The sequence below is a fragment of the Streptomyces sp. NBC_00400 genome (genome assembly GCF_036048035.1).
Lineage (GTDB): Bacteria > Actinomycetota > Actinomycetes > Streptomycetales > Streptomycetaceae > Streptomyces.
Map to the genome: position 1 here is coordinate 2,738,727 of NZ_CP107940.1, position 23,713 is coordinate 2,762,439.

Consider the following 23,713-nt stretch of genomic DNA (forward strand, 5'->3'; position numbering starts at 1 on the left):
GTACGCGCCCGGTCAGGGGTGCGCCGCCCACAGGGATTCAACCAGTTCCCCGCGGGGCTGCGCAGGAGACGGTCAGCGCTGGGCCGGTGTTGAGCCAGAGACGGAGGGGGCGGCCACGACCGCGGAACCGGTCAGCGGGCGCATGGGCTCCAGGGGCGGGAGCGCGGGCGGGTTCTTCCGCACAGGGGCGGCGCCGGCACCGGCCACCAGGGGCGCGAGGTAGGACGCCGAGGCCGGACCCGTCGCGGCTATCAGGGGCGACAGTCCGAAGCGGCCGGCCTGGGCGGGCGCCGGCGCCGGGGACTGCGGGGAGGGGGGTGCCGCGGTGGGGCCGTACAGGGTCATGGCGCTGGGGGCCGGGGCCATGGTCGGGCCGCCGGACGGCTGCCAGGCACCGGACCGGGAATTCTTGGCGGGAAATTCCGCACCACGCAGGAGAGCACCGGCGTCGGCCGCCGGGCTGACGCTGAGCGGGGTGACGGCCGTGCCGCCGCCGTCGACGCGTCCGCCGGGCAGATCGACCGCCGCCTCCAGCGGGAGGGCACCGCCCAGCGCGAAGGCCGCGAGGGAGACCGCACCGGCCGCCGCGAAGGCGAACCGGCGCCGCTGCGCGGGCCGGTAGCTCTCCTGCAACCGGAAGCCGCGCCCGCGGGGCTGCAGGGGGACCGCCGCCATGGGATGGCCGGAGTGAGTGCCGGAGGGGACATAGCCGAACGCGTCACCGCCGCGGACGAACTCGCCACGTCGTGCGAACTCACCACGTCCGAATCCGCCGCGCCCGAAGCTGCCGTTGCCGAGCCTGCTGCCGTTGCCAAGGCGGCTGCCGTTGCCAAGGCGGCTGCCGGGACCGTCCGGATCGCCACCGGGCAGTTGCTGCAGTCGTGCCAGCAGCCCCTCGGAAGGACCGGGGGGTGCCGTCTCGGCGAATACGCTTTTCAGCCGACGCTGGGCGTCGGCTTCTGCCTTGCACCGTCCGCATGTCGCAAGATGCGCGAGCACCCGCTCGCGTGCGTCATGCCCCAACTCGCCGTCGACCAGGGCCGCGAGGCGGTCGCCGAGATGCTGCTCGGCGGGGGACGGACCGCCACTGCCGCTCACGCGATTCCGACCTCCCCCGTGGGCACCACGGCCAACGACCGCCGCTGCTCACGCTCCTCGGCACGGGTGCCCGGGGCGCGGTGCTTGAGGGCCTTGCGCAGGTGGGAGCGGCCACGGTGGATCCGGCTGCGGACCGTGCCGAGCTTGACACCGAGCGTGGCGGCGATCTCCTCGTACGACAGGCCCTCGATGTCGCACAGGACGACGGCGGCCCGGAACTCGGGCGCAAGGGTGTCCAGCGCCTGCTGCACATCGGCGTCGAAATGGGTGTCGTTGAAGACCTGCTGGGGCGAGGGCTCGCGGCTGGGCAGCCGCTCGGCGGCGTCGTCACCGAGCGCGTCGAAGCGGATGCGCTGACGGCGGCGGACCATGTCCAGGAAGAGGTTGGTGGTGATCCGGTGCAGCCAGCCCTCGAAGGTGCCGGGGGTGTACGTCGACAGCGAGCGGAAGACGCGGACGAACACCTCCTGGGTGAGGTCCTCGGCGTCGTGTTGATTGCCGGTGAGGCGGTAGGCGAGGCGGTAGACCCGTGCGCTGTGGGTGCTGACGATCTCCTCCCAGCTGGGCGGAGTCCACGCCTGCGCATCCGCGTCTGCGGCAAAGGTCGCGGTGGTTGCGGAGTCGGCGACGGGGGCCCCTCCCTTGGCCTTCTGGCCATGGGGGCGGGAACGGTCAGCAGTGTCTGTCACGGATTTCGGCTCGGCGAACGACCTTTTCAAGCGCCTCAGCACTCCTCGGTCACCCGCCGCAGCCGCACCTCCCCTGGTGGCTCTGGTGGTGTCCAGTAGAGCCCCTACCATATCCACCTCGCCCGTTAGCTCCGGATAAGCAGTTTTGACCTGCATTTGGTCCTGCTTCTGTTCATGATTCGTGTCACGCGCGGTCTTCACCGGTGCATCCCCCCGTCATCCCCTTCCCATCCTTAACGTCCGGTCCCATCTGCGGGTTCCCGGACGCAGCGGATACAGTCACGGTTGCGTCAACTACGGGGACAGGAGAGGGCCATTACCGGCAACCGGCAGACGAGCTTGGCTTTCGCCGAGGCGTACGGCGCCGGGACCATCGACGACAGCGCCGAGACCGCCCTGCTGTGGTCCCGCGACTGCGCGCGCGAAGCCGGCATCCGTACGGTGACGAGCGGCACCGGCGCGGCCCTCCGCCTGCTCGCGGCCGCCGCCGACGCCAAGGCGGTTGCCGAGATCGGCACCGGCACGGGCGTGTCGGGCATCTATCTCCTGCACGGCATGCGGCCCGACGGGGTGCTGACCACCGTGGATCTCGAACCGGAGCGGCAGACCTTCGCCAAGCAGGCGTTCCGTGCGGCCGGCTTCGCCGGGAACCGCGCCCGCTTCATTCCGGGCCACGCGCTGGACGTACTGCCCCGTCTCGCGGACGGCGGCTACGACCTCGTGTTCTGCGACGGCGACCTCATGGAGTGCCTGGAATACCTCGCTGAATCGTTGCGTCTGCTGCGCCCCGGCGGCCTGGTCTGCTTCGAGGGCGTCTTCGCCGACGGCCGTACGGTCGACTCGTCGCTGCAGCCCGCCGAGGTGCTGCGGCTGCGGGAGCTGCTGCGGGCCGTCCGGGAGAGCACCACGCTGGTACCGGCCCTGCTGCCGGTCGGCGACGGCCTGCTGTGCGCGGTCAAGCGCGGCTGACCGGCCCCGGTCTCCCGGCCGCCGTAGGCCACAAGCCGCAGGTCACAGGCAGCAGGTCACAGGCCGCAGGTCACAGGCCGCAGGTCACAGACCCGCCCCCCGGACCCGGCCCGGCCCCGGCGCCCGGACATGCAAACGGCCCCGGCACATGGCGCGCCTTGGCGCGTGCCACCTGCCGGGGCCGGGGTAATTCGGCTGGGGATACCGGGGTCAGCCCCGGGAAACCGCCGGTTGCGCCGCCCTTGTCAGACGGTGACCTTGTCCAGGGCCTCACCCAGGGCCTTGGCTTCGTCGGGGGTCAGCTCGACGACGAGCCGCCCGCCGCCTTCGAGCGGAACGCGCATGACGATGCCCCGCCCCTCCTTGGTCACCTCGAGCGGGCCGTCGCCCGTCCGCGGCTTCATGGCCGCCATGCTCGTTCCCCTTCCTGAAACCAGCTCAATCAAGCTCATCTCAGCCGACGGCCCGGATAGGCACGTGTCACCGGCATCGAACAGATTGCTTCCAGGCCATTATCCCGCATCGAACGACCCGATGACCAACATCGGGCCGCATCCCTTCGGCAACCCGCTCCCGCAAACCCCCTCAATTCGGGGAGGTGGCTGCAATACTTCTCCGCCCGCCGACCTCCGGCGCGCCCGCAATCTTTGATGTACGTCACATGCCGAGGCCCGATGATCTCCGGCATCCTGAGCGCTGGCTGCCGCTGACGAGCAGTCCGAGCCGCGACGGAGGGGACTCCCACTATGGCCGACACCGTGCTCTATGACGTGACCGACGGACTCGCGACGATCACTCTCAACCGCCCCGACGCGATGAACGCGCTGAACATCGAGGCGAAGGTCCTGCTGCGGGACACCCTGAAGGAGGCCGCCGCCGATCCGGCCGTACGCGCCGTTCTGCTGACCGCCACCGGGCGCGCCTTCTGCGTCGGGCAGGACCTCAAGGAGCACATCGGACTGCTGGCCGAGGACCGGGCCACCGGCTCCGGCGGCACCATGAACACCGTGCGTGAGCACTACAACCCCATCGTGACGGCGCTGACCGAGATGCCCAAGCCCGTGGTCGCGGGCGTCAACGGGGTCGCCGCGGGCGCCGGTGCGGGCTTCGCCATGGCCGCCGACTACCGCGTGGTCGCCGACACCGCGTCCTTCAACACCTCCTTCGCGGGCGTCGCGCTGACCGCCGACTCCGGGGTGTCCTGGACGCTGCCGCGGCTGATCGGCCATGGCCGGGCGGCCGATCTGCTGCTCTTCCCGCGCAACATCAGCGCCCAGGAGGCGTACGACCTGGGCATCGCCAACAAGGTGGTGCCGGCCGACGAGCTGGCCGCGACGGCCGCGGCCGTCGCCCGCCGGCTGGCCCAGGGTCCGACCGCCGCCTATGCCGCGATCAAGGAGTCGCTGGCCTACGGGGCGGGGCACTCGCTCGCCGAAACCCTCGGCAAGGAGGACGAGCTGCAGGGCCGGGCGGGAGCGTCGGAGGACCACGCGATCGCGGTCGAGGCCTTCGTGAAGAAGGAGAAGCCGGTCTTCCTGGGACGCTGACCCGGCGTCGGCGACCGGGGGTCGGCGACCCGGTGTAGCCGACCCGGCTCCCGGCGAAGCGGCCCCGTCGGCCCGGCCCCGTCGGCCCCGGCCGGCTTTCCGTCCGCTCCGACCGGCGGCCCGTCCGTCCGGGCCGGGTCAGCCGGCCGCCGCCGCTTCCACGGCCCGGCGGACATGGCAGTCCGCCAGATGGTCGTTGACCAGGCCGCACGCCTGCATCATCGCGTAGGCGGTGGTCGGGCCGACGAAGCGGAAGCCGCGCTTCTTGAGGTCCTTGGCGAGCGCCGTCGACTCCGGGGTCACCGGCTGCAGATCGCTCACGGTCCGCGGCACCGGCCGGCCGGCCCGGTCGGGGGCGTAGGACCAGATCAGCTCATCGAGCTCGCCCGCGGCGAGTTCGGCGGCGATCTTGGCGTTGTTGATCGTCGCGGCGATCTTGGCGCGGTTGCGGATGATGCCCGGGTCGGCGAGCAGCCGCTCGGCGTCCGCGTCCGTGAACCGCGCCACCTCGGCGATCCGGAAGCCGGCGAACGCGGCGCGGAAGCCGGGGCGGCGGCGCAGGATCGTGATCCAGGAGAGCCCGGACTGGAACGCCTCCAGGCTCATCCGCTCGAAGAGGGCGTCGTCGCCGTGGACCGGCAGGCCCCATTCGGTGTCGTGGTAGGCGCGGTAGTCGGCCATCTGCGCCGACTCCATCCCCCACGGGCAGCGCGGGATGCCATCCGGTTCGGTCACCACGCCGCTCATGCCCGGTCCCCGCTCTCCGGTGCCGCCCCGGGGCCTTCGGGCGGCTGCCGGTCCTTCTCCGGGGCGAGCCGCTTCTCCTCCATCGGCCCGAGCAGGGGCGGGCCGTCCTGTATGAGCCCCGGGCCGCCCATGGCGGAAGCGTGCACACCGGCCAGCGCCGCCTCCAGCTCGGCGATCCGGGCGTCGCGCTCGGCCAGCTCGGCGCCCAGGCGGTCCAGGACGTCGTCGACCTCGTTCATCCGGTATCCACGGACGGTCACCGGGAAGCGCACGGCTTCCACATCGGCGCGGGCCACCGGGCGGGCTTCCGGCAGCGGGTCGTACAGCCGGTCCGGCTCGGAATCCCGCAGCCCACCGCCGTCACCGCCGCCGACGACCACGAGGGTGACGGCTGCCACCACCACGACCATCGCGATCAGCAAGAACCAGAACACGACCAACTCCCCGGACTATGTGCCTGCACTGATCGTGCCATGCGGGTGTGACAGTTAGGGTCGCTCCCGGACCACGGAGAGGGAGTACGGGAATGCTGCGGCTGGGGAATCGCGAGTTCGGGGCGCACGAGCCGGTGATCATGGCGATCGTCAACCGGACACCGGACTCGTTCTACGACCAGGGCGCCACGTTCCGTGACGAACCCGCGCTGGCCCGCGTGGAACAGGCGGTGGCCGACGGTGCCGCGATCATCGACATCGGCGGCGTCAAGGCCGGCCCCGGCGAGGAGGTCAGCGCCGAGGAGGAGGCCCGCCGCACGGTCGGGTTCGTGGCCGAGGTCCGCAAGCGCTTCCCCGATGTGGTGATCAGCGTCGACACCTGGCGCCACGAGGTCGGCGAGGCGGTGTGCGAGGCCGGCGCGGATCTGCTCAACGACGCCTGGGGCGGGGCCGATCCGCGGCTCGCCGAGGTCGCGGCGCGCTACGACGTGGGCCTGGTGTGCACGCACGCGGGCGGCGCCGAGCCGCGCACCCGCCCGCACCGGGTGACCTACGACGACGTGCTGGACGACATCCTGCGGGTGACGCTCGGCCTCGCGGAGCGGGCCGTTGAGCTGGGCGTCCGGCGCGACGCGATCATGATCGATCCGGGGCACGACTTCGGGAAGAACACCCGGCACAGCCTGGAGGCGACCCGCCGGCTGGACGAGATGACGCAGGCCGTTCCCCGGGATCTCGGCTTCGCCGGGGCAGGGGACGCCCCCTTCCCGGTGCTGGTCTCGCTCTCCAACAAGGACTTCGTCGGCGAGACGCTTGACCGGCCGGTCAAGGAACGGGTGCTCGGCACCCTCGCGACCACCGCCGTCTCGGCCTGGCTGGGCGCCCGGGTCTACCGGGTCCACGAAGTCGCCGAGACCCGGCAGGTGCTGGACATGGTGGCCTCGATCGCCGGCCACCGGCCCCCGGCGGTCGCCCGCCGGGGACTGGCCTGAGGAATCCGGGCCGGGCGGGACTGTGCGGACACGTCCCGGATCGTCCTAGATCCCGACCTCCTTGGTCACCAGCGCGATCGCCTCGTCCACGTCGTCGCTGAGGTGGAAGAGCTCCAGGTCGTGCATCGACGCCTTGCCCTCGGCGATGAGGGTGTCGCGCAGCCAGTCGACCAGTCCGCTCCAGTAGGACGTCCCGAACAGCACGATCGGGAAGCGGGTGACCTTACGGGTCTGGACGAGGGTGAGCGCTTCGAAGAGCTCGTCGAGGGTGCCGAGCCCGCCGGGGAGCACCACGAACCCGCGGGCATACTTCACAAAGCACGTCTTGCGGACGAAGAAGTAGCGGAAGTCGACGCCGAGGTTCACATACTCGTTCATGCCCTGCTCGAAGGGCAGCTCGATGCCCAGCCCGACGGAGGTGCCACCGGCCTCGTTGGCGCCCTTGTTGACGGCCTCCATGGCACCCGGGCCACCGCCGGTGATCACCGCGAAACCGGCGTCGACCAGGGCCCGGCCGATCCGCACGCCGGCGTCGTACTCCTTGGAGTCACGCGGCGTACGGGCGGAGCCGAAGACACTGACGGCCGGGCCCAGCTCGGCCAGCGCGCCGAAGCCCTCGACGAACTCCGACTGGATGCGCATCACGCGCCAGGGATCGGTGTGCACCCACTCGGAGGGGCCTTCGGAGTCCAGCAGACGCTGGTCCGTGGTGCCGGTCCGCACCTGGTCCTGGCGGCGCAGTACGGGACCCAGCCGCTGCTCCTCGGGGACCGGTGCTCCCTCGGGACTGGCCATGTCGTGCTCCCTCCGCTGGCAGATCGTTTGCCGTTTCAGCGTAGATCCGCGGACGTGAAGCGCAGGGGAATTCGGTGCGGAGGCGTGCAGTCGGGCCGACCCGGGGGCCGGCCCCCGGGTCGGCGCCGGGCGGGTCAGGCGGTCAGGCGGTCAGGCGGTCAGGCGGTCAGCCAGGCGCGCAGCCGCTCCTCGCAGTGGAGAATGCGGTCGATTTCGACCCTTTCATCCTTCTTGTGCGCCAGCAGCGAGTAGCCGGGGCCGTAGTTGACAGCCGGGACGCCCAGAGCGCTGAAGCGCGAGACATCGGTCCAGCCGAACTTGGGCATCGCGCTGCCGCCGACGGACTCCATGAAGGCCTTGGCCGCCGGGTGGGACAGTCCGGGCAGCGCGCCCGGGGAGTGGTCGTCGACGACGAACTCGTCCACCGGGCAGTCGGCGAAGACCTCGCGTACATGGGCCAGCGCCTCGTCGGGGGTGCGGTCCGGCGCGTAGCGGAAGTTCACGGTGACCGTGCAGGCGTCGGGGATGACGTTGTTGGCGACGCCGCCCTCGATGCGTACGGCGTTGAGGCCTTCGCGGTATTCGAGGCCGTCGATGACCGGGCGGCGCGGCTCGTAGGCGGCGAGCTCGGCCAGGATCGGGGCGGCGGCGTGGATCGCGTTGCCGCCCATCCAGCTGCGGGCGGAGTGCGCGCGCTCACCGGTGGTGCGCAGCAGGACCCGCAGGGTGCCCTGGCAGCCGCCCTCCACCTGGCCGTCGGAGGGCTCCAGGAGGACGGCGAAGTCACCGGCGAGCCAGTCGGGGTGGGCGTCGGCGACATGGCCGAGCCCGTTGAGGTGCGCGGCGACCTCTTCCTGGTCGTAGAAGACGAAGGTCAGGTCGCGGTTGGGCGCCGGGACCGTGGCGGCCATCCGCAGCTGGACGGCGACGCCGGACTTCATGTCGCAGGTGCCGCAGCCCCACAGGACGCCGTTCTCGTCCAGCCGGGAGGGGACGTTGCCGGCGATCGGCACGGTGTCGAGGTGCCCGGCGAGCACCACCCGCTCGTCGCGGCCCAGGTGGGTGCGGGCCACGACGTTGTTGCCGTGGCGGTCGACGGTCAGGTGCCCGAGCCCGCGCAGGGCGTGCTCGACGGCGTCGGCGAGGTCCTTCTCGTTGCCGCTCTCGGAAGGGAAGTCGACGAGCTGCGCGGTGAGCGCGGCGGCGTCGAGCGACAGGTCGAGGGCGGGGTGGTCTGTGCGGCGCTCCATGGATCCGACCCTATCCGCAGCACTCCAGTACGGTAGGCGCGTGTCCGCGCAGCCCTCAGCCTCCGTCCGTCGCACCCGCCCGTGGCGTATTGCCGCGGCCGTCGCCGTGCTGATCGGACTGGCCTGCTATCTCGCGGTGCAGTACATCACCGGCGGCCCGGGGGCACCGCGCTGCACGGTGCGCGGCGCGGGCGATGCCGAGGCCTACGAGCTCTCCCCCGAGCAGGCCGCGAACGCCGCGACGATCGCGGCCGTGGCGTCCTCGCGCGGGCTGCCGGAGCGGGCGGTGACCATCGCGCTGGCGACCGCGATGCAGGAGTCGGGGCTGCGCAATATCGACTTCGGTGACCGGGATTCGGTCGGGCTCTTCCAGCAGCGGCCGTCGCAGGACTGGGGCACCGTGCAGAAGATCATGGATCCGGTCTACTCGGCCGGGGAATTCTACCGGCATCTGGCGAACGTGCCCGGCTACTCCCGGCTCCCGCTGACCGTCGCCGCACAGCGGGTGCAGCACAGCGGCTATCCGCAGGCCTACGCCAAACACGAGGCGAACGCCGCGCAGTTGACCGGGGCGCTCACCGGCCGCGACGAGGGTGCGATGACCTGCGCCGAGAGCCGCCCGGTGGACAGCAGGGCGGGCGGCGCGGCGAAGGTGCGGGAGAAGCTGCTGCGGGAGTTCGGCCCCCGGGTGCTGCCGCGGACGGGCGCCGGCGGCCGCACCGCGGGCGACGGGCGCGGGGTGACGATACCGGTGCGGGCGGCCGGTGCGATGGCCGTGGGGGACACCCCTCGGCGCGGCTGGGAGCTGGCGACGTGGGCGATGGCGCACTCCGCCGAGCTGCACATCGAACAGATCTCTTACGCCGGCCGGACGTGGACCGCGGCCGATTCGGGGAAGGGCTGGCAGCAGAAGCCGGCCGCTTCCGCGGCGTCCGCGCGCGACGTTCGTATCATCACCGAGCAATAGTTTGCCGGGTCCCCCGGGAGGGGTACGGGCAGCAATTCGCTTAAGCCACAGGGAAGTTGGCCCCGCGCTTTCGCGCACCCCGCCAATTCCCTTGCACGCAAAGGGCTGTGACGTTTCCGCAGCCCATCAGGTCATGCGTATATTGCCCTTCTTTATCCAGGCCCGATTATGTGACGCGTTACCAACTCTTTACCGGAGTTCACCGCAACCTTCGGGGTTCTGACGCGGTAGTCAGGGCGTCCGCCAGGCGGATATGGCACATCTGTCAGAAGTACGAGTCCTTCTCCGTAAAAGGAGCACCATGTCCCACCCCGTTACGCGTCGGATCGCCCGAGCCGCCCTGCTCGTTGCAGCGGGTGCCGCTCCCGTGGTCGCTGCGGCCGGCTCCGCGAGCGCCGCGGATCTGCCCGCCAAGACACTGGGCGGGCTGACGGCGCCCCTGGACTCCCAGAACACCAGCCGGACCCTGGACCACACCGCGCGCCACGGCGTCGGCCTGGTGAACGAGGCCGGCAACAAGGCGGCGACGAAGCTCGCCCCGGCGCTCGTGGAGACCGCCGGCCCGGTCGTGAAGAAGGCCATGCCGGTCACCCGGAGTGCCGCCGACAAGGCGGAGGGCATGGTCCGCCCGATCGCCAAGCACGGCGTCTCGACCAACACGCTGCCGCTCGAGGCGGCCAAGGGCCTGGTCGGGTCCTCCAAGGGCCTGCTCGCGCCGGCTCAGGGCCTGCTCGGCGGCCTTCCGCTCGGCGGCCGCTGACCGGCCGTCCGCCCGCAGACGCGCAGGGGCCCGGGGAGTTCGCTCTCCCCGGGCCCCTGCGCGTGGTCAGCTGCGGCTCACTGCGCCAGCCTGCGCACCGCCGCGGCAACCCGCTCGTCGGTGGCGGTGAAGGCGATCCGTACGAACCGCTCCCCCGCCGTGCCGTAGAAGTCGCCGGGGGCGACCAGGATGCCGCGCTTGGCGAGGTCGCCGACGGTGTCCCAGCAGGACTCGTCGCGGGTCGCCCAGAGGTAGAGCGAGGCCTCGCTGTGCTCGATGCGGAAGCCCGCGGCCTCGAAGGCGCCGCGCAGTGCGGTACGGCGGCGGGCGTAGCGCTCGCGCTGTTCGGCGACATGGGCGGTGTCGCCCAGCGCCGCGACGGTGGCGGCCTGCACCGGCGCAGCGATCATCATGCCGCCGTGCTTGCGGATCTGCAGCAGGTCGCCGAGGACCGCGGCGTCGCCGAGGAGGAAGGCGGAGCGGTAGCCGGCGAGGTTGGAGCGCTTGGAGAGGGAGTGGACGGCGATGAGCCCGTCGGGGGAGCCGTCGCAGATGTCCGGGTGCAGCACGGAGACCGGGTCGGCCTCCCAGCCCAGCTCCAGGTAGCACTCATCGCTGACGACCAGCACGTCGTGCTCGCGTGCCCAGGCGACGGCGCGGCGCAGTGCGTCGGCGCCGAGCACCCGGCCGGTCGGGTTGGACGGCGAGTTCAGCCAGAGCAGCTTCAGGCCGCTGGGGTCCAGCTCCCAGGGCTCGTCGTAGACGACCGGCTCGGCGCCGGCCAGGCGGGCGCCGACCTCGTACGTCGGGTAGGCCAGCCGCGGGTAGGCGACCTTGTCACCGGGGCCCAGGCCCAGCTGGGTCGGCAGCCAGGCGACCAGCTCCTTGGAGCCGACGACCGGCAGCACGTTGGCGTGCTCCAGTCCCCGGGCGCCGAGGCGGTCGGCCGCCCAGCCGGTGAGCGCGTCGCGCAGCGCGGCCGTCCCCCACACCGTCGGATAGCCGGGACTGTCGGCCGCCGCGGTCAATGCCTGCTGGACCAGCGCGGGGACCGGGTCGACCGGGGTGCCGACGGACAGGTCGACGATGCCGTCGGCGTGTGCGGCGGCGGTGGCCTTGTACGGCTCCAGCCGGTCCCAGGGGAAGTCCGGAAGACGGTCGCGGAGCGACTCCCTGGAAGGGCGGGAGGACGGTGCTGCGCCCACGGTGCTCTCTTTCTCAGTGGTGCCGGAACCCGGCGCACAACGCGCCGGTCCCGTACGGCGGGCTGGCCGTACGGGACCGGGTGGCGCCGTGCGACCTCTCCCGGCTCACACCGGGAGGTGCCCCCGACGACATCGGAGGCGAGAGGGAGCGGGCGGGCTGCTCCCCCTTGGGCCTCGCGTCGTTACTGGTTCTGCGGCGGAAGGGCCGCGATGAAGGAGTGGTCGCGCTCGATCAGGCCGAGCTTGCTGGCACCACCGGGCGAGCCGAGCTCGTCGAAGAACTCCACATTCGCCTTGTAGTAGTCCTTCCACTCCTCCGGGGTGTCGTCCTCGTAGAAGATCGCCTCGACCGGGCAGACCGGCTCACAGGCACCACAGTCGACGCATTCGTCCGGGTGGATGTACAAGGACCGCTTGCCCTCGTAGATGCAGTCGACCGGGCACTCCTCGATGCACGCCTTGTCCTTGACGTCGACACAAGGCTGCGCGATGACGTAGGTCACGCTGTCGTTCCTCCTCGGTAGGGCCGGCGGACCGATTGGCAGTACCGCCGCTGGGCGCGCGGGAGCGCGGCGTCGTCGATGCCCGCCATCTAGTATCTCCGTTCCCGGGCGCGAGACGAACAAGAGGGGCGGTTTGAGCGATGGAATTCCTGGCCGGCGGCCACGCGGAAGTCCGCATCACCCGTGCTGACGTGGGCAAAAGGGTATCCGTCCGGCGCTTGACCGGGGGCGGAGCGGGGGAGCCGGCGTTCACGGACGCGGTCGGGGTTCTCACATCCTGGGATGAAGGTGTGCTGAGCATCACACGACGCAATGGTGAATGCGTCAGGATCGAGGAGTCCTCGCTGGTGGCGGCCAAGGTCGTGCCCGCCCGTCGCCCGTCCGCCGCCCCGCAAGGATCTTCGGGCCACGCCTCGACGGCACCGGCCCGCCGCCGGGGCCCGTCGGCCACCGCCCTGGAACTCCAGCGGATCGCCGCCCGCGGCTGGCCCGCCGCGGAGACGGAGCCGCTCGGGGAATGGACACTGCGGGCCTCCGGGGGTTTCACCCGCCGCGCCAACTCCGTCCTGCCGCTCGGCGACCCTGGCGTCCCCTTGGACACGGCGCTGGAGCGGATCGGCCGGTGGTATGACGCGCGCGGGCTGCCGACGGTGATCACGGTCGCCACCGGACAGGCCGGCACCGACGAGGAGCTGGCCGCGGCGCTGGCGGAGCGTGGCTGGGCCGCCGAGCGGCACACCCGGGTCCGGATCGCGGCGCTGGCACCGCTCGCCGACCTCGACACCGACGCCACGGACACTCCCCCAAGCTCCGCCGGAGCTGCCCCCGCCCGCGTCGCCCTGTCCCGGGAACCGGGCGCGGACTGGCTGGCGCTGTACCACCGGACCGGCGAGGGCGTCCCGACCGGCAAGGCCGCACGGGACGCCCTGAAGGTGCTGACCGGCGGGCCCTCGGTGTGGTTCGCGACGGTGCACGACGCGGACGGCCAGGCGGCGGCGATCGGGCGGCTGGTCGTCGACGGGCGCTGGGCGGGTTTCGCGGCGGTCGAGGTGGCACCGGCCGCACGGCGCCGGGGGCTGGCCACCCGGGTGATGGCGGCGCTCGCCGAGCGGGCCCTCACAGAGGGTGCCTCGGCCGCGTATCTGCAGGTCGAGGCGGACAACACGGGCGCGCTCGCGTTCTACGACCGGCTCGGCTTCACCGACCACCACGGCTACCACTACCGGCGGGCCCTGCCGGGCGGCGGCCGGCACTGAACGGGGAGCCCTCTGCCATGTCCCACGCACCCGGGCCCGGACCCGACCCCGAGCCGGAACCCGAGCCGGAGCCGGACGGCGGCCGGGCCGCACGGCGGCGGCAGTTCGCCGACGCCGCGCGCGCCGAGCGGCCCGATCTGGCGGTGCTGTGCCTGCTGATCGGCGCCGAGGCCGACCCCGCGCTGGACGAGGCGGGTTTCGACGCGGTCCAGATCGAGCTGGACCGGCTGGCCGGGCTCCTCCCGTACTCCCCGGCCGGCGGCCCCGGTGCCTGGGCCCGCAACCTCGCCGAGCTGCTCGGCACCCGCTGCGGCTTCGGCGGCTCCCCCGCCGACTACCGGCGGCTGGAGTCCTCGCTGCTGCACGAGGTGCTGCGGCGGCGCCGGGGCCTGCCGATCCTGCTGTCGGTGGTGTGGATGGAGGTGGCGCGGCGGGCCGGCGCACCCGTCTACGGGGTGGCCCTGCCGGGTCACTTCGTCGTCGGCTTCGGTGATCCTGCCGGTGCGCATGTCCTGGCCGATCCGTTCGCGGGCGGGCGGCTGCTCACCGAGGAGGACGCGGGGCTGCTGGTCACCGGCGCGACCGGTGAGCCGCTGAACGCGCGGATGATGACGCCCGCCGATCCGCTGGAGATCGTGCTGCGGGTGCTCAACAACATCCGGGCCTGGGCGCAGGCGCGCCCGGAGCACAGCGCGGTGCAGCTGTGGGCGCTGGAGCTGTCGCTGCTGCTGCCGAGCCATCCGGCGCGGCTGCGCCTGGAGCGCGCCCAGCTGCTCGTCCGGCGCGGGGAGTTCCTTGCCGGGGCGGCCGAGCTGGAGGAGTACGCCCGGGTGGTGGAGACGGTCGACCCGGCCGGTGCGAAGGCGATACGGCGTCAGGCCGCCGCGGCGCGAGCCATGCTCAACTGAGCGGCGGCGGGGCTGCGGCGGACGACCAGCGCGGTCGCGTCGTCCTTGAGCCCGCCGTCGGTGAAGCTCTCCAGGTCGGCGCGGAGGGTACGGGCCAGCTCGGCGGGCTCCAGGTCCGTCCACCCGGCCAGCCGTTCGGCCAGCGGGTAGAACGCGCCGTCCTTGCCGCGCGCCTCGGTCACCCCGTCCGTGCACAGCACCAGCCAGTCGTCGGGCTCGGGGTGCACCCGGACGCTGTGCCGGGGCTCGCCGCTGAGCGCGCCCAGGCCGAGCGGCAGCCCGCCCTCGCCCTCCCGGCGTTCGTAGACCTTGCCGTCGCGCACCAGGTAGTACGGGATATGGCCGCAGGACAGCACCCGGCCCTGCGGCAGACCGACCGGGTCGCGCACCTCCATCAGCAGCGCCGTGACGAAGCGCTCGTCGGCGCCCTGCTCGACCGAGCGGGTGTTGTGGCGGGTCAGCGCCTGCTCCATGCGCTCGGCCACCTCCTCCAGCGAGTCCACATGCTGGGCGGCCTCCCGGAACGACGCCAGCACCTCCAGGCCCGCCCCGATCGCCGGCATGCCCTTGCCCTGCACATCGCCGATCATCAGCCGCAGCCCGTGCGGGGTCTCGATGGCCTCGTAGATGTCGCCGCCGACCCGGGCCCCCTCCTGGGCGGAGACATAGAAGCCGTACGCCTCGACCGCGCCCGCGCTGAGCGGCAGCTCGCGCAGCATCGCCCGCTGCACCGCGTCGGCCACCATGCGCGTACGGGCGTGCAGCGCCTCACGCTGCAGGCGGGTGCGGCACAGCACCAGGGAGAAGACCGCCACCAGGACCACGCCGAAGATGCTGACGACCCGGCTGGCCGGAGCCCAGTCGGGCACCGTGAAGAGGTCGACGGGGATCAGACACACCACGAAGACGGCGGCCACCAGGAGTGTCACCCGGAACGAACAGCGCAGCGCGGCGTACAGCGGGGCAATGCCCAGGAAGGCCGAGATGTGCAGCTCAGGGCTGGTCGTGGCGTCCAGGACCGCGACGACGAAGATCGCAAGGATGAGCAGCGCGGGAGCAAGGCGGTTGCTCTCCGTCTGCCGGTCGGCAGGCATAACACTTCAAGAGTGCGGGACGCCGCCCGGCACCGCACAGGGGCCAAGGTCCCCGGCGGCTCCCGCGGCGGGGGCGGCTCCCGTGGCGGGGCTGGGCGCCGGGCCGGGCTTCCGAGTCCGGGGCCAGGCACGGGCTTCCGGGCTTCCGGGCTTCCGGGCTTCCGGGCTTCCGGGCTTCTACAGCCAGCCCTTGTCGCGGGCCGTGGCGACCGCCTCCGCGCGGTTGCGGGCGCCGGTCTTCTGGATGGCCGTGGAGAGGTAGTTGCGGACCGTGCCCTGGGACAGGTGCAGGGCGTCGGCGATCTCGGCGTTGGTGGAGCCGTCGGCGGCGGTCCGCAGCACCTCCCGCTCGCGCTCGGTCAGCGGGCTGGCGCCGTCGGCGAGCGCGGCCGCGGCCAGCACCGGGTCGATGACGCGCTCGCCGCGCAGTACACGCCGTACCGCCTCGGCGAGCCGGGCCGCCGGGGCGTCCTTGACCAGAAAGGCATCGGCGCCGCACTCCATCGCGCGGCGCAGATAGCCGGGGCGGCCGAAGGTGGTGAGGATGACGACCTTCACGCCGGGCAGCTCGTCACGCAGCACGGCCGCGGCGTCCAGTCCGCTGATGCCGGGCATCTCGATGTCCAGGAGGGCGACGTCCACGGCGTGGGCGCGCGCCGCCACCAGCACCTCGTCCCCGCGCGCCGCCTGTGCCACGACCTCCAGATCGTCCTCCAGCGACAGCAGCGCGGCCAGCGCCTCCCGGACCATCGACTGGTCCTCCGCCAACAGCAGTCTGATCATGCAGGTCACCTTAAGCCGTATGGGGGAGCGGGAGGAGTGGGCCTGTTGGCGCATGGGCCGGTGCGTCCCATGCGCCTGCGCGGGGCCGCGTGTGTACGCCGGGCCGCGTTCCTACGCCGGGTCGGTGGCGGGCTCGGGGGATATCTCCGGGGCGCGGGCGGCGGCGCTCCTCGGGGCCGCGACCAGGGGTACGTAGGCCCGGAGGGCGAAGCCGCGGCCGCGCGGGGCAGGTCCGGTTTCCAGGCGGCCTTCGGCCAGGGCGAGGCGTTCGCGCAGGCCGCTGAGGCCATTGCCGTCGTGCTGGGTGCGGGGCGGGCCGGCGCCGTCGTCGATCACCGTCAGGCACAGACAGCAGCGCTCGTCGGCCTCCCACTCCTCGGCGAGCAGCAGCTCGCAGCGGTGGGCGCCGCTGTGCCGTACGACATTGGTCACGGCCTCCCGCAGCGCCCAGGCCAGCGCGCTCTCCGCATCGGTCGCGAGCCCGCGGTATTCGCCCTCCAGCGCGGGGTCGGCGGTGACGTGCACCCCCGCGGTACGCAGCGCGGTCCGCGCCCCGGCGAGTTCGACGGCGAGCCGCGGTCGGCGATAGCCGGTGACGGCCTCCCGCACATCGACCAGCGCCTGCCTGCTGACCTGCTCGATGTCGGCGATCTGCCGGGCGGCGTCGGACGGCCGGTCGGGCAGCATCCGTCCGGCCAGCTCGCTCTTGAGCGTGATCAGCGAGAGGGAGTGGCCGAGGAGGTCATGCAGATCGCGGGCGAGGCGCAGCCGCTCGTCGTTGGCGGCGAGACGGGCGACCTCCTGGCGGGCGTCACGCAGCTCCGTGGTCGTACGGATCAGATGCTGCACTCCGATCATCATGAAGCCGCTGCCCAGCGCGGGCAGGCCGTAGGCGAAGAGGTAGTAGCCGCGGATCTCCGGATAGCGCGCCCCGACGGCGAGCAGCACCACGGTCACCAGGGGGATGGCCCAGCGGGACTGCTGCCAGGGCAGCACCACGGCACAGGCCACGTTGGTGAAGATGAACAGCACCAGCCAGGAGAAGCCCAGCGTCCACGAGAGCGCGGTGGCCAGCGCCAGCATCAGGGCCGGCGCGCCGTACTGCAGCAGGCTGGTCATCTTCCGCCACATGTGCCGGAAGACCAGCAGCAAGTAGGAGAGCGAGAAGAGGGTGAGCCCCAGGCCGCCCCAGACCCGCTCGGCGGCGGGGACACCGGGCTGCAGCAGCTGGCCCACCGGCCCGGCCAGATACAGCAGCCAGACGCCGACCCACATCGTCTTGGCGACCGCCTGGCGGCGGTTGCGGGGCGCCTGCCCGATCCTCATGGGGCCGCCCCCGGCCCAGGGCTCGCTCTCCATCTCCCGTGCCTCACGCCTTCCGGGTGTCCTTGCGGTAGAGCCAGGCCGCGCCACCGGCGAAGACCAGCAGATACCCGGCCAGTATGGCCATGTCCTTCACATGCGGTGCCTCACCGGCCTCCACGGCGGTGCCGAGCGCGGTGTACGCATGCGTCGGCAGCCATTCCGCGATGTTCTGCGCCCACTGCGGCAGGCTCGTCAGCGGCATCCACAGGCCGCCGAGGAGGGCCAGGCCGAAGTAGCACAGGATGGTGATCGGACGGACCGCGTCACCGGTGGCCAGATAGCCGATGGCGACGCCCAGGGCGGCGAAGACGAAGCTGCCGAGCCAGGTGCCGGCGGCGATGGAGATCCACTGCCAGGCTTCGAGCCGTACGCCCTTGACCGCCGCGGCGACGATCATGACCAGCAGGATCGACGGCAGGCTGACAGTCGCGGCGGAGGCCATCTTGGCGGCGACATAACCGCGTCCGGGCAGGGCCGTCAGCCTCAGCTGCCGCACCCAGCCCGTCTCCCGCTCCTTGGCGATGCGCTCGCTGTTGCCCATCAGCACGGCGGTCATGGCGCCGAGTGTGGCCATGGACACCATGAAATAGAGCGCCATGTCCAGCTTCATCCCGGGGATCGGCTTGCTGTCCGCGCCGCCGGCGATGATCAGGTACAGCGCCGGCGGATAGATCACCGAGAAGAAGAGGAACTTCTTGTTGCGCAGTGCGCGGGTGATCTCCAGCTTGATCAGGGTGGTCATCGGGCCGCCTCCTCGGCGGTGGCGGGGGTCGCGTCGGAAGCGGTGGTCAGGGCGATGAAGGCCTGCTCCAGACCGAGGCCGGTGACTTCGAGGTGGTGCGGACGCAGGCCGAGGCCGTAGAGGGCGTGGACGGTGGCATCGGCGTCATGGGACCGGATGCGGACCGTGCGTCCGGAGACCTCCAGGGCGGCCAGGGACGGCAGGCTCTGCAGCGCCTCGCGGTCGACCGGCGCGTCGAGCTCGAAGCTGACCCTGCGGGCGCCCGCCCTGGCCTTGATCTCGGCGGCGGTGCCGTCGGCGAGCACCCGGCCGCGGTGCAGCACGATCACCCGGTCGGCAATCTCGTCGGCCTCTTCGAGGTAGTGCGTGGCGAAGAGGACCGTACGGCCCTGCTCGGCCTGCCGGCGCATCGCGCCCCAGAAGGTCTGCCGGGCGGAGACGTCCATACCGGTGGTCGGCTCGTCCAGCACGATCAGGTCATTGGCGCCGGCCGTGGCAAGGGCGAAGCGCACCCGCTGCTCCTGGCCGCCGGAGAGCTTGTCGACCAGGCGGTCGGCGATGTCGGTGATACCGGCGGTGGCCAGGATCCGGTCGAGCGGATAGCCGCGCGGGTGCAGATCGCGGGCGAGCGTGACCAGTTCTTTGACCTTGACGCCCTCCATCAGGCCGCCGCTCTGCAGCATCGCGCCGACCCTGCCCTGCGCGATGGCGCGCTGCGGGGTCGTGCCGAAGAGGGTCACACTGCCGGAGTCGGCGTTGCGCAGGCCGAGGAGCAGGTCGAGGGTCGAGGACTTGCCCGCGCCGTTCGGGCCGAGGAGTGCGACGGTCTCTCCCGGGGACAGCTCCAGATCCAGGCCGGCCACCGCGCGCACCGCGCCGTAACTCTTGCTGACCTGCCGGAAGCTGACCACGGGTGCCCGGTCCGCCCCCTGCGCGGTGGTGGGTCTGGTGGTCGCTGTGGTCGTCATGTGCTTCAGCTTCCGGGATCCGGCCCGCGCGCGGCAGTGTCGGCTGTATGCACTGTGGCATGACATCTGTCATGGGTGAGGCCCCCTAGGGGTCTTCTCCGGGGATTCCGGGAAGACGCCCTGCGGGGGCCTCTTACCTGCGGTTTCGCGTCGCTGGTTGTGCTTCGCTCGGCGGTCGGCTGCCGTTCGCGGCGGCGGCCGGCTGCCGTGCGCAGCGATGCTCAGCCGCCGCTCGTGTCCATGCTCAGCTGCCGTTCGTGGCGATGGTCTGGACCCGTTCGGCCGGGGTGGTGCCGAGCAGCGCCTTGCCGACGGCGCTCGCCACCTCCTCGACGCTGACCGGGTGCTTGGAGCCGTCGCCCTTGGTCACCGTGACGCCGTTGAAGGTGTCGCCGTAGAGCACCTTGAGGGCCGGACGGTCGTAGTACGGCACCAGACCGCCGTCCACGATCTTGAACGACAGGAACTTCGGGATGGACTTCTGCGGGCTGAAGGAGACCGTGTGCGCCGCATCCGTACGGACCGTCACCAGGCCGGACATCGCGGGCTCGGCGAACTGCTTCATCGCCTTGTTCACCGCGGCCTTGTCGACCTGCGGCTGCTGCGTGCTCGCGGCCAGCACCACCGGTGCGTCGGTGCCGGTCGTGGCGCGGTTGCGGTAGGCGTCGGTGACCTTCTTCTTGGAGGCGTTCACATCGATCGCCTTGTGGGGCACGCCGTAGTGCGGCACCGCCTTGCCGTTCTCGAAGGTGATCCCGCCGTCCTTGGCGGCGCCCGCGGGCCCCGCGGCGTTCTCCAGCGCGATCTGCAGCTTCTCGTCGTCGACGACCACCGCCGGCTCGGCCGGGCGGGTGCCGCCGAACAGCGAGCCGATGACGGAGACCGGGTTGTAGTCCCGGCCGGCCGCCTTGCGGACCGTCGCCTGCGGGTCGATGTCCAGGCCGGCCTTGTCGGGTTCGAGGGTCGCGGCCTTGCCGTCCACGGTGAGCTTGAGCGGTGTGGCGCGGCGGCCCTTGAGCGCCGCCTCCAGCTTCTTGACGGCGTCTTCCTTGGTGGTGCCGCCGATGTCCACACCCAGCGCGGTGGTGCCGTTGGGCACGTCGGCGTGGTCGAGCAGCAGTCCGGCACCGTAGGCGACACCGGCCAGGACCACCACGGCCACGCCCGCGAGGACGAGCTTGTTGCGGCCCGTCTTGGGCGGGTTGATCGGCTCGGGGATCTTGGGCCGCGGCTTCGGCGCGGCCCGGTCGCCGTCATCGGCCGGGGAGGCCGCGAACGGCGACGGCGGCGCCGGCGGCCCGTCGGCTCCGGGCACCTTCGGGATGCCGCTGACCAGCGTGTCGCCGGACACCCGGTCGCGGCCGCCGCCCTGGGGGCCCTGTGCGCCGCCCTTGCCCTGAGGGCCGCGGGGCGTCGTGCCCTTCGGCCCGCCGGGCAGCCCGCCCGTGACACCGCCGGGCGCACCGAGGCCGCTGCCCGGCCCGGCGAGCGGCGCCGGCGGCTGCGGGGTGAGCTCCGCGGTGTCGTCGATCCGGGGCGTGCTGCCGGTGCCGGGGTCGCTGAAGCCGGGCGGGAGGTTGAGCGCGGAGTTGCCGCGCGCCGGCCCGGTCGTCGGGCCGTTCGGCCCGGTCGGGCCGCCCCCCGGGGCGTCGAACGGGGTGTGGTCACGCGCGGGCCCGGCGGGGGCGTCGAACGGCGTACCGCCGCCGGAGCCCGCACCGTCGAACGGCGAACCGCCGCCGCGCGGACCACTGTCGAACGGCGAGCCGCCGCCCTGGCGCGCACCTCCGCCGGTCCGGGCACCGCTGTCGAACGGCGAAGCGCCGTCCTGCGGAGCCGGGCTGTCGGAGAAGTACGGGAGGTCGGGGCGCTGCGGCGGCTTGGCGCCGGACGGGGCACCCGGCGGGGTCGCACCACCCGGGGCGGGCGGCACGGCATGGGAGCCGGTGGAGGACTGCCCGCCGGATCCGCCCTGCGACTTGCGCGGCGCGAACCAGTCGCTGGTCTTCTCGCCCTGGCCGGGCCGGCCGGCCGCGGGGGCCTCGTCCGCCGGGGCCTCGGGCCGGGGGGTGTTCGCCGTGCGCTCCGCGTTCCGCTCGCTGCCGCGGGCAGGGCGGGGCGTACCGCGCGATGCGGCGGGACCGCCGGATGCAGCCGATCCGTTCATGCCGGACTCCTCACCGACGGGCTTGCGCACGACGACCGGCGGGATGGGGCGCGACCCCGGAATATTGATCTTGATCCGCGTCGTCAGTGTGGTCTCGGTTTTGGGCTCCTCCGGCTGCGCCGCGGCACCGGGCGCCGGCGCCTCGTCGGCATCTCCCCTGGGCGAGCCGTACGGCGGCGTCCCTGATGGGTACGCGGCTCCGCCACGGCCCTGAGGGCCGGAGGACGAACTGTCAGATTCACGACTCAAAGCAGGTTCTCCCGGTTGGCTCCGCCGCTCGTCAGAGATGATCCCCGGCCACAGGCCGGGGGGTGCCCCCAGGGCGGCGCGACGGCGCGCACCACCATACTGTCCGCCGCGGGCGGGCACCCGGGGAGCGTACGAACACCGCCGCCACGGGCGAACCCCCGGTACCCGGTCCGTTCACCCCGGCCCGCGCGGCATCCGTCCCGGTATGGGCCGGGTCATCCGCCAACTCGCCCGTACCGGGCGCCCGTCGTACGCATCTGGGCGGCGGTGGCGCAGATCACAGCGACCAGGATGCCGCCCAGCAGGAAGATGTACGAGCCGATCCCCGCACCGAAAAGAAAGTCACCTTCCGGCCGGACATTGCTGAGCAGCAGGAACACCGTCACCAGCCAGGCCCCGCCGGGCACCAGCACGCCCGCGGAGGTGCCGGTCGCCCGGACACCCCCGTAGAAGAGGCCGCCGACACCGGCCAGCGCCAGCACCAACCCGCCGGGGAACCAGGCCGCTTGCACCAGCGTTCCGGCGAAGGCGACCAGCACGCCCGTGACCAGAAGAAGCACATATATGCCCACCCGGCCCGGCGTCAGCGGCGCGGTCAGCGCGGCACCGGCCCGCGGCACCACGGGGGCACCGGACCGCGCACCGGGCGCGCCGCCCGAGCCCGCCCTGGACCGCTGCCCCTTGCCGGAGCCCGCGCCACTCTTGCCACCGGAGGCCGCACCGCTCTTACCGGCGGCCGCCCGTCCGTTTCCTTCGGCGTCGCCCCCGCCGCCCTTCGCCGTACTCATTCGGCCACCTCCTCGATACGGACACTCTCCTCCATACCCGCCATTTCACCCACACCCGCGAAAAGATCGTCCTCGTGTGCGCCCACCGCGGCGCCCGGGACACCGTGCACCAGCCGATAGTGTTCCGAGCCGAACAGCGGCTGGCCCAAGTCGTTGGAGAGCGCGAAGAACGGCCCGTCGACCGCGATCTGGGTGTAGTGCGCCCGCATCGCCGCGGTCTTGGCGGCGATCTGCGCAGGATCGCCGTGGAGGGCAGCCGTGACCTCGGAGTCCGGCACCACGCCCGGCACATCGTCGACGGTGGCGACTCCGGGGAAAGGGTGACCGGCCGCGTGCAGCCGCGCGAAGCCCTCCTCGACCACGGACCGGGGGGTGCAGTTCCAGTAGATCTTCCCGATCGCATGCGCACGGCCCAGCTCGGGCCGGAAATCCGCCTGGGCGGCCAGCTCGGCGCCACGCATCGCCACCCGGTGGGCCTGGATGTGATCGGGGTGACCGTATCCGCCATGCGGGTCGTAGGCGACCAGGACCTGCGGCCTGACCTCGCGGATCACGGCCACCAGATCGGCGGCCGCCTCGTCGAGCGGGGCCTGCCAGAAGGCTTCAGGACGCTCGTTCTGCACCGCGCCCATCATCCCGGAGTCCCGGTAGCGGCCCGGCCCGCCGAGGAAGCGGTGGTCCGTGACGCCCAGGGCCTCCATCGCGGCGGCCAGCTCGCCGGCGCGGTACGGGCCGAGGGTGTCGTCACGGTCCGGCGCGAGATGCGCGAGCTCGGGCGGGATAACCTCGCCCTCCTCGCCGAGCGTGCAGGTCACCAGGGTGACCAGCGCACCTTCGGCCGCGTACTTGGCCATGGTCACGCCGTTGACGATCGACTCGTCGTCGGGGTGCGCATGCACCAGCAGCAGCCGGCGGGAGAAAGCCGGGCGCGAAGCGCTTCCCCCGGAGGGGACCGACCGGGACGGGGCGGGCTGAGGACTCATACCGACAGCCTACGAGCCGCCCGCCCCGCCTCCCACGGGCGATCCCGGCCGCCCCCCGCACGCCCCGCCGGAGGGCGGGCATGCGACGGACGGGACCGGGCAGGAGCGGTTCAGAACTTGATGTTTCCCAGCATGCCGGCGACGTTCGTCGTCAGCTGCTTGATCGTCGGCGCGATGGACGAGCTGGCCAGATAGAAGCCCAGCAGCATGCACACAAAGGCATGAGGGGCCTTCAGTCCGGACTTCTTGACAAGCAAGAAGACGATGATCGCCAGCAGCACCACCGCCGAAATCGAGAGTGCCACGGCGGCTCACCTCCAAGTACTCGGGGTCCGGACAGAGTTGGTGGCACACGGGCCGTCTCCACGAACCCGCGCACCGGGTATGCCAAGGGCTCTTTACCCCGTACCCACGACACCCAAGAGATCATAACTTTCCGTCCTAGCGCATAAGT

Annotated in this window: 25 protein-coding genes; 7 read left to right on the top strand and 18 right to left on the bottom strand. The window is 72.3% G+C overall.

Going from position 1 to position 23,713, the window contains the following annotated elements; all coding sequences use genetic code 11:
* Positions 1–72: 72 nt before the first annotated feature.
* Both OHS81_RS11900 and sigE read right to left on the bottom strand, forming a co-directional pair.
* Complete coding sequence (locus tag OHS81_RS11900; RefSeq protein ID WP_328384757.1) at positions 73–1,098, bottom strand: zf-HC2 domain-containing protein; 1,026 nt, start codon at positions 1,096–1,098, stop codon at positions 73–75.
* Entirely contained in the window at positions 1,095–1,787 is a 693-nt protein-coding gene (gene sigE / locus OHS81_RS11905; protein ID WP_328384758.1) for an RNA polymerase sigma factor SigE, read from the bottom strand. Before sigE ends, OHS81_RS11900 begins: the two co-directional genes overlap by 4 nt.
* Positions 1,788–2,159: 372 nt before the next feature.
* On the opposite strand from sigE, the gene OHS81_RS11910 reads away from it, so the two are divergent.
* On the top strand, positions 2,160–2,756 hold the full coding sequence (locus OHS81_RS11910) for an O-methyltransferase (protein ID WP_443058842.1): 597 nt from the start codon (positions 2,160–2,162) through the stop codon (positions 2,754–2,756).
* A gap of 245 nt (positions 2,757–3,001) precedes the next feature.
* On the opposite strand, the gene OHS81_RS11915 is transcribed toward OHS81_RS11910, so the two are convergent.
* On the bottom strand, positions 3,002–3,169 hold the full coding sequence (locus OHS81_RS11915; protein WP_006603288.1) for a DUF3117 domain-containing protein: 168 nt from the start codon (positions 3,167–3,169) through the stop codon (positions 3,002–3,004).
* A 333-nt stretch (positions 3,170–3,502) separates the two neighbouring features.
* On the opposite strand from OHS81_RS11915, the gene OHS81_RS11920 reads away from it, so the two are divergent.
* Positions 3,503–4,303 carry an enoyl-CoA hydratase/isomerase family protein gene (locus OHS81_RS11920; protein ID WP_088799774.1) on the top strand — a complete coding sequence of 267 codons (801 nt, stop codon included), beginning with the start codon at positions 3,503–3,505 and terminating at the stop codon, positions 4,301–4,303.
* A gap of 138 nt (positions 4,304–4,441) precedes the next feature.
* Here OHS81_RS11920 and OHS81_RS11925 read toward each other — a convergent pair whose 3' ends face one another.
* Positions 4,442–5,050, bottom strand: a complete 609-nt coding sequence (locus OHS81_RS11925) for a DNA-3-methyladenine glycosylase I (RefSeq protein ID WP_328384760.1) — start codon at positions 5,048–5,050, stop codon at positions 4,442–4,444.
* On the bottom strand, positions 5,047–5,484 hold the full coding sequence (locus OHS81_RS11930; protein ID WP_328384761.1) for a DivIVA domain-containing protein: 438 nt from the start codon (positions 5,482–5,484) through the stop codon (positions 5,047–5,049). The genes OHS81_RS11925 and OHS81_RS11930 overlap by 4 nt, the downstream gene beginning before the upstream one ends.
* Before the next feature lie 92 nt (positions 5,485–5,576).
* Here OHS81_RS11930 and folP point away from each other — a divergent pair, with 92 nt between their 5' ends.
* Positions 5,577–6,476 carry a dihydropteroate synthase gene (gene folP / locus OHS81_RS11935; protein ID WP_328384762.1) on the top strand — a complete coding sequence of 300 codons (900 nt, stop codon included), beginning with the start codon at positions 5,577–5,579 and terminating at the stop codon, positions 6,474–6,476.
* 45 nt (positions 6,477–6,521) lie between these two features.
* Here folP and OHS81_RS11940 read toward each other — a convergent pair whose 3' ends face one another.
* Both OHS81_RS11940 and dapE read right to left on the bottom strand, forming a co-directional pair.
* Positions 6,522–7,271, bottom strand: coding sequence for a TIGR00730 family Rossman fold protein (locus tag OHS81_RS11940; protein ID WP_129294324.1), 750 nt, complete (start codon positions 7,269–7,271; stop codon positions 6,522–6,524).
* Between the two features lie 158 nt (positions 7,272–7,429).
* Positions 7,430–8,521, bottom strand: a complete 1,092-nt coding sequence (dapE, locus tag OHS81_RS11945) for a succinyl-diaminopimelate desuccinylase (protein ID WP_328384763.1) — start codon at positions 8,519–8,521, stop codon at positions 7,430–7,432.
* 40 nt (positions 8,522–8,561) lie between these two features.
* Between dapE and OHS81_RS11950 the strand changes: the two genes are divergently transcribed.
* Complete coding sequence (locus OHS81_RS11950) at positions 8,562–9,488, top strand: heavy metal transporter (RefSeq protein WP_328384764.1); 927 nt, start codon at positions 8,562–8,564, stop codon at positions 9,486–9,488.
* 301 nt (positions 9,489–9,789) lie between these two features.
* The gene (locus tag OHS81_RS11955; protein WP_328384765.1) at positions 9,790–10,248 is read left to right on the top strand and encodes an ATP-binding protein; all 459 of its coding nucleotides are present in this window, start codon (positions 9,790–9,792) and stop codon (positions 10,246–10,248) included.
* A gap of 77 nt (positions 10,249–10,325) precedes the next feature.
* On the opposite strand, the gene dapC is transcribed toward OHS81_RS11955, so the two are convergent.
* Both dapC and fdxA read right to left on the bottom strand, forming a co-directional pair.
* Entirely contained in the window at positions 10,326–11,453 is a 1,128-nt protein-coding gene (gene dapC / locus OHS81_RS11960) for a succinyldiaminopimelate transaminase (protein WP_328384766.1), read from the bottom strand.
* A 182-nt stretch (positions 11,454–11,635) separates the two neighbouring features.
* A complete protein-coding gene (gene fdxA / locus OHS81_RS11965; protein ID WP_030020287.1) occupies positions 11,636–11,956 on the bottom strand; it encodes a ferredoxin in 321 nt (106 codons plus the stop codon).
* Positions 11,957–12,096: 140 nt separating this feature from the next.
* Between fdxA and OHS81_RS11970 the strand changes: the two genes are divergently transcribed.
* Both OHS81_RS11970 and OHS81_RS11975 read left to right on the top strand, forming a co-directional pair.
* On the top strand, positions 12,097–13,212 hold the full coding sequence (locus OHS81_RS11970) for a GNAT family N-acetyltransferase (RefSeq protein ID WP_328384767.1): 1,116 nt from the start codon (positions 12,097–12,099) through the stop codon (positions 13,210–13,212).
* Positions 13,213–13,229: 17 nt separating this feature from the next.
* Positions 13,230–14,120 (top strand): transglutaminase-like domain-containing protein, encoded by an 891-nt coding sequence (locus OHS81_RS11975; RefSeq protein WP_328384768.1) that lies wholly within the window; start codon positions 13,230–13,232, stop codon positions 14,118–14,120.
* On the opposite strand, the gene OHS81_RS11980 is transcribed toward OHS81_RS11975, so the two are convergent.
* From OHS81_RS11980 to OHS81_RS12020, 9 genes are all read right to left on the bottom strand, one after another.
* Positions 14,087–15,214 carry a PP2C family protein-serine/threonine phosphatase gene (locus OHS81_RS11980; RefSeq protein WP_328384769.1) on the bottom strand — a complete coding sequence of 376 codons (1,128 nt, stop codon included), beginning with the start codon at positions 15,212–15,214 and terminating at the stop codon, positions 14,087–14,089. The two genes, OHS81_RS11975 and OHS81_RS11980, sit on opposite strands and share 34 nt — an antisense overlap.
* A gap of 177 nt (positions 15,215–15,391) precedes the next feature.
* The gene (locus OHS81_RS11985) at positions 15,392–15,997 is read right to left on the bottom strand and encodes a response regulator transcription factor (RefSeq protein ID WP_328384770.1); all 606 of its coding nucleotides are present in this window, start codon (positions 15,995–15,997) and stop codon (positions 15,392–15,394) included.
* A 111-nt stretch (positions 15,998–16,108) separates the two neighbouring features.
* Entirely contained in the window at positions 16,109–17,323 is a 1,215-nt protein-coding gene (locus tag OHS81_RS11990) for a sensor histidine kinase (protein ID WP_328384771.1), read from the bottom strand.
* 43 nt (positions 17,324–17,366) lie between these two features.
* Positions 17,367–18,104 carry an ABC transporter permease gene (locus tag OHS81_RS11995; protein ID WP_328384772.1) on the bottom strand — a complete coding sequence of 246 codons (738 nt, stop codon included), beginning with the start codon at positions 18,102–18,104 and terminating at the stop codon, positions 17,367–17,369.
* A complete protein-coding gene (locus OHS81_RS12000) occupies positions 18,101–19,072 on the bottom strand; it encodes an ABC transporter ATP-binding protein (protein ID WP_328384773.1) in 972 nt (323 codons plus the stop codon). The genes OHS81_RS11995 and OHS81_RS12000 overlap by 4 nt, the downstream gene beginning before the upstream one ends.
* A 244-nt stretch (positions 19,073–19,316) precedes the next feature.
* On the bottom strand, positions 19,317–21,488 hold the full coding sequence (locus OHS81_RS12005; protein ID WP_443058689.1) for a hypothetical protein: 2,172 nt from the start codon (positions 21,486–21,488) through the stop codon (positions 19,317–19,319).
* Between the two features lie 215 nt (positions 21,489–21,703).
* Positions 21,704–22,276, bottom strand: coding sequence for a DUF6113 family protein (locus tag OHS81_RS12010; RefSeq protein ID WP_328384775.1), 573 nt, complete (start codon positions 22,274–22,276; stop codon positions 21,704–21,706).
* Entirely contained in the window at positions 22,273–23,259 is a 987-nt protein-coding gene (gene mshB, locus OHS81_RS12015; RefSeq protein ID WP_328384776.1) for an N-acetyl-1-D-myo-inositol-2-amino-2-deoxy-alpha-D-glucopyranoside deacetylase, read from the bottom strand. The genes OHS81_RS12010 and mshB overlap by 4 nt, the downstream gene beginning before the upstream one ends.
* Before the next feature lie 110 nt (positions 23,260–23,369).
* Positions 23,370–23,564 (bottom strand): hypothetical protein, encoded by a 195-nt coding sequence (locus tag OHS81_RS12020; protein ID WP_328384777.1) that lies wholly within the window; start codon positions 23,562–23,564, stop codon positions 23,370–23,372.
* Positions 23,565–23,713 lie beyond the last annotated feature (149 nt).